Origin of the sequence: Mycobacterium sp. (assembly GCF_035314905.1) — a bacterium.
Classification (GTDB): domain Bacteria; phylum Actinomycetota; class Actinomycetes; order Mycobacteriales; family Mycobacteriaceae; genus Mycobacterium.
The window spans coordinates 1-4,548 of sequence record NZ_DATFYW010000229.1 but is presented as its reverse complement, the minus strand read 5'-3'; the positions used below and the strand labels follow the sequence as shown (position 1 = coordinate 4,548).

The 4,548-nt window shown below is 68.6% G+C and carries 7 protein-coding genes; 4 read left to right on the top strand and 3 right to left on the bottom strand.

Going from position 1 to position 4,548, the window contains the following annotated elements:
• A partial coding sequence (locus tag VKG81_RS19960; RefSeq protein WP_324398458.1) for an MMPL family transporter occupies nucleotides 1-256 on the top strand: 256 nt, incomplete at its 5' end.
• 140 nt (nucleotides 257-396) lie between these two features.
• On the opposite strand, the gene VKG81_RS19955 is transcribed toward VKG81_RS19960, so the two are convergent.
• A complete protein-coding gene (locus tag VKG81_RS19955) occupies nucleotides 397-1,077 on the bottom strand; it encodes a guanylate cyclase (RefSeq protein ID WP_414685342.1) in 681 nt (226 codons plus the stop codon).
• A 38-nt stretch (nucleotides 1,078-1,115) separates the two neighbouring features.
• On the opposite strand from VKG81_RS19955, the gene VKG81_RS19950 reads away from it, so the two are divergent.
• Both VKG81_RS19950 and VKG81_RS19945 read left to right on the top strand, forming a co-directional pair.
• Nucleotides 1,116-1,286 (top strand): hypothetical protein, encoded by a 171-nt coding sequence (locus VKG81_RS19950; RefSeq protein WP_324398456.1) that lies wholly within the window; start codon nucleotides 1,116-1,118, stop codon nucleotides 1,284-1,286.
• The gene (locus tag VKG81_RS19945; RefSeq protein ID WP_324398459.1) at nucleotides 1,280-2,230 is read left to right on the top strand and encodes a hypothetical protein; all 951 of its coding nucleotides are present in this window, start codon (nucleotides 1,280-1,282) and stop codon (nucleotides 2,228-2,230) included. The genes VKG81_RS19950 and VKG81_RS19945 overlap by 7 nt, the downstream gene beginning before the upstream one ends.
• 6 nt (nucleotides 2,231-2,236) lie before the next feature.
• Here the strand turns inward: VKG81_RS19945 and VKG81_RS19940 are convergent, their stop codons facing one another.
• Both VKG81_RS19940 and VKG81_RS19935 read right to left on the bottom strand, forming a co-directional pair.
• Nucleotides 2,237-3,010: an SDR family oxidoreductase gene (locus VKG81_RS19940; RefSeq protein WP_324398455.1), complete on the bottom strand. Its 774-nt coding sequence runs from the start codon at nucleotides 3,008-3,010 to the stop codon at nucleotides 2,237-2,239.
• Entirely contained in the window at nucleotides 3,000-3,824 is an 825-nt protein-coding gene (locus tag VKG81_RS19935; RefSeq protein WP_324398454.1) for an enoyl-CoA hydratase/isomerase family protein, read from the bottom strand. The genes VKG81_RS19940 and VKG81_RS19935 overlap by 11 nt, the downstream gene beginning before the upstream one ends.
• Before the next feature lie 138 nt (nucleotides 3,825-3,962).
• On the opposite strand from VKG81_RS19935, the gene VKG81_RS19930 reads away from it, so the two are divergent.
• On the top strand, nucleotides 3,963-4,548 hold a 586-nt coding region (locus tag VKG81_RS19930; protein WP_324398453.1), incomplete at its 3' end, for a hypothetical protein.

Genomic DNA, 4,548 nt, shown 5'->3' with positions numbered 1-4,548 from the left:
GATCGCCGCGCAGGTGTCGTTCATGCGGATGTTCGGCCTCGGGCTGACCGTAGCGGTGCTGGTGGATGCCACGCTGGTGCGAATGTTGTTGGTGCCGGCCGTCATGCACGTGCTGGGCCGCGCCAACTGGTGGGCGCCCGGCCCGTTGGCCCGGCTGCATGAGCGTTTCGGAGTCAGCGAATCCGGCCGCCACGGCCGCCACGCCGCGGGGTACACACCGGAAAGGACCGCGGCCTCGGTGACGGGGGACCTTTAGCGTGTCGATTCGGCCACTGCAATCCTCCGGCCCCCATCGGAGTCGAAGGCGCTGAGCTGTTTTGCTCCGCGGGCACTCGCGTCGACACCCAACAAGTGAGTGACGCGACGGGATTCTCGAAGTTGGCGAGATCTCGATGATTAGCCTGCGTCGACGGCGATTTCGTCTCCGAGCACATAGCCCTCCGCCAGCGGCAGGGTGTCCCCGCTCCAAAAGGAGCCGGGGTCGAACCAATTCGAGCTCTTGTCGGTGGAGAGCAGGCCCATCTCCTCGTAGGTGATCGCGACGGTCTCCGCGCAGTACGCGGTCTCCAGGCCGGCCTCCCGCACCCGCGCCTTCCTGCGCTGCGCAACGTCGCGAACTACGTCGTCCACCAACGGAATTCCCTTGGTGACGTCGTGCGGTGTGGGAATCCGGCCGCGCAGCCAGCGGCCGGTCAGCCGCAGCGTGCTCGGGAAGGGGGTCCCATCCATCCGCGCGATCACCCGCAGCATCTTGTCTTCCTGCTCGCGGCTGGCGTACGGCGTCAACTGGCGCAGCCAGCATCGCTGGCCGTAGTGGTGGATCCACCGCTCGATCGCCTCACGGGCGTCGTTGAGTTGCACACCCCGGTGGTTGGTGCCGGTCCACATGTCGGTGAGCTTGTTGCCGAGCTCGGCGTGCCACAGCAGCGGTGGGAGGTCGTCGATGGCCACCGTCATCCCCACGTGATTGACCGGGCTGTTGGTCATCGACTGGATGGCGCGGTCCGGTCTGGACCGGCCGCGGAACAACCAGATGTCCCCGGTTCGCGTCTCATCGAGTGCTTTGTCGAGCGACACGGTGCTTGCGGCCACGTTGGCAGCCTAGGCTGGCGACGGTGCGCAGTATGTGGAAGTGGATCGGCCTGGCCGGTCTGGTCGGCGTCGCGGCGGGCGGTGTGCTGGTGGCACGCGACCAGCGACGGCGCCACTCGTACACGCCCGACGACATCCGTGCCCGTCTGCATCAGCGACTGGCCGAGTCCGGCGACACGGCCGCGGGATCGTGACCGTCAGGGCGCCCTACTACGAGAGCCGTTACATCCGGGCCAACCATCCGAGCCGCCCGCAGGCGCTGTGGCTGCGTGAGACGTTGCTGCTGCCGCGGACCGGAAGCGGCAGCGCCGACGTCTGGGTGATGGCCTTCGACGCGGACGGAGCCGGCAACAGCGCGCTCAAGGTTCCGTATCCCGCTGACGCCGCCGACTTCCGGACGGACCCGTGGTGCGCACGGATCGGCACGACGACCCTCGACGACCATTGCGCGCGGGGTGAGTTGACTACCCGCGACCGAACTGCCGCATGGGATTTTCGGATGACTTCCCGATCCCACGAACCGGTCAGGCTGCTGACCCGGCGCGGGTACGCGGCGCGCGTCCCGTCGGCGAAGACATTGGTCCGCTCGCCGCTGGCCCGGTTCGACGGCCACCTCGACGTCGACGGGACCGGCCTCGCCGTCGACGGATGGACCGGCAGCGTGAACCACAACTGGGGACGCCGGCACACGCCGGCCTACGCGTTCGGCCAGGTCTGCGGCTTCGACAACGCGCCCGGGTCGACGCTTGAGGTCGTGACGGCGCGGGCCGGACTGGGCCCCGCGTTGCTGCCGCCGGTCACCCTGCTGGCGCTGCGCCATGGCGGCCGGGAGTTCGCGGTGCGGTCCGTGGTCGCCGCGCGCCACACGTCGGCTCGCTACCGCCCCTTCACCTGGTCGTTCGGGGCACGCGTCGACGGGCTGATCCTCGACGGCGAGATGACCGCCGACCCCGGCCACGTCGTCGGGCTGACGTACACCGACACCAACGGAACGTCGAAGTACTGCTACAACAGCGCGATTGCGACCTGCCGCCTGCGATTGTCGGGGGCCGCTACCGCCGAACTCACCGCGTCGCAGCGCGCCATGTTCGAGATCCTGACCGACACACGCAACGCGGACGTTCCGCTACTCGCGTGATCAGGCTCAGGGCACGACGGAGCCGCCGTCGGCCAGCAGGACCTGTCCGGTGATGTAGCTGCCGGCATCCGAGGTCAGCAACAGTGCGGGAGCGACCATTTCGTCCGGTGTTGCGAGCCGGCCCAACAGCGTCGAGTTCGCCATCCCCTCGATGAACTCCGGTGTGTTCTTGCGGACCATGTCCGTGTCCACCGGGCCGGGGCACAGGGCGTTCACCCGGATACCTTGGGGCGCGAACGCCGCCGCCATCGAGCGGGTCAGCGACAGCAGGGCCGACTTGCCTGCCGCGTACATCGACACGAACGGCGCGAACATGAACGCCGCCGTCGACACCACGTTGAGGACCGCGGCGTGATCGCTGGCTTCCAGATGCGGCAGGGCCGACTGGACCAGGAACAACGGTCCGCTCACGTTGACCGACAGCGACTTCTGCCATGCCTCGGGTGTGATTTCGCCCAGCGGCTGGGCAAGCGCGGTGGCCGCGTTGTTGACCACGATGTCGATACCGCCGAACCGCGAAACCGTTTGCGTGACCAATTGTTCCAGCTGGTCGGCATCGCCGGCATGGGCGGCGATCGCGGCGGCACGGCCCGGCGCCTCGCCGTCGAGAACACGTTCGGCTCCCGCGCATCGATCGGACGACCTTCCGGTGACGACGACGTTCGCGCCCGCGGCGAGATGTCCTCTGGCTAAAGCGAGTCCGATACCGCGGGTGCCCCCGGTGATGATCGCGGTGCGGCCCGACAAGTCGAACAATCGATGCAGCTGCTCAGCGTCCATCGGCGTCCTGTTCCGTCGCCCAGTACGGTGCGCGGCCCTCGGAACGTGCGGCCACCGCTTCGGCGAAATCGCCGCCGGAGCCGGCGAGCACCTGTGTGCGGTTCTCCAGTGCGATCGCTGCCGCCGCGTTGGCCGCGTCCTGGTTGGCCCGGAACACCTGCTTGGTCATCTCCAGCGCAAACGGGCTGTGCGACAACATCACCGACGCGATCTCCTCGGCGCGCGACATCAGTTCCCGGTCGGGGACGACCTCTGAGACGAAGCCGATGCGCTCGGCCTCCTCGGCGCCGATGCGGCGGGCGGTGTAGATCAGCTCGGCGGCACGCGCGCCGCCGATGAGCTTCGGCAGCGTGTAGCTGACGCCGATGTCGCAGCCGGATACCCCGAGCCGGATGAACTGCGTGCAGAAACTTGCGCTGAGCCCGGCGACCCGCAGATCAGACGCCGCGGCAAGCGCGAACCCGCCGCCGACCGCCGGACCGTTGACCGCGGCGATCACCGGCTGCGGCAGCGAGATCATCTTCGGCACGAGGGACGCGATGAATTCCTGGGTTCGCATGCCCGAAGCGGCGCCGGTGCGGTCTCGTGCGGTCGGTGCGACCGCGGGCTCGGACAGGTCCAGGCCGGAGCAGAAGCCGCGGCCCGCGCCCGTGAGGATCACGACGCGGCACCGTGAGTCGCCGGCCAGCTCGTCGAGCGCGTCGTGCAGAGCCGACACCATTCCGGTGCTCAGCGCGTTGAGCCGGTCGGGGTTGTTGAGCGTGACGACGGCCAGGCCTGACCTCGGCCGTTCGAACAGGACTGGAAGGGGCACAGCAGTAATCTAGGCGGTTCGGGTCCCCGTCATTCGGTCGACACGTTGAGGCGCCTCGACGTAGGCTGAATGCACAGGGGCGGAACATGTGTAGCGCACAGAGGCCGGCCCGTACGGCGTCCACTTGAGGAGGGGACGATGCCGTCCACTCTGCAGCAACAACCCGTTCGCAGGTCGGAGTTCTCGACGACGGACCAGGGTGAGGCCGTCGAGTTCGTCAGTTCGATGTACGCCGAGCACCGTCCGTGGTTTTCCGGGAGCACCGGCGGCTTCGAGTACACGGCGAGCACGGCCGACACCGATGCGATGGGCCTGGATTCTGTCCGGTGTTCGATGACCTATCGCGCTGAGGCCGAGCCGACAGACCAGGTCGTGGCGCTGGTGGCGCGCAGCGGTGTAGTCGGGGCGTGGTGCGGGGGCGGCGAGGTGCGCGCGTCGGCGGGCGACGGCCTGTTGTACCCGATCGGTGCCCCGTTCTGGACCGAGATCACCGGTAACGCATGTGTGACGACGGTGCGTCTGCCGCTGGACCGGGTCGCCGAATCGGCCGCGGCCGCCGTCGACGGTGACCCCGCGGAAGTGCGGTTTCCGTCCATGGTTCCGATCTCGCCGGGCCTGGCACGGATGTGGCGGTCCGCGATCGAGCTGGCCGGTGCCGAGTTGATGGCGTCCGAGGCTGCCACGGCCGGCCCGCTCGTCGCCGAACAGCTGGCGGAGATGATCA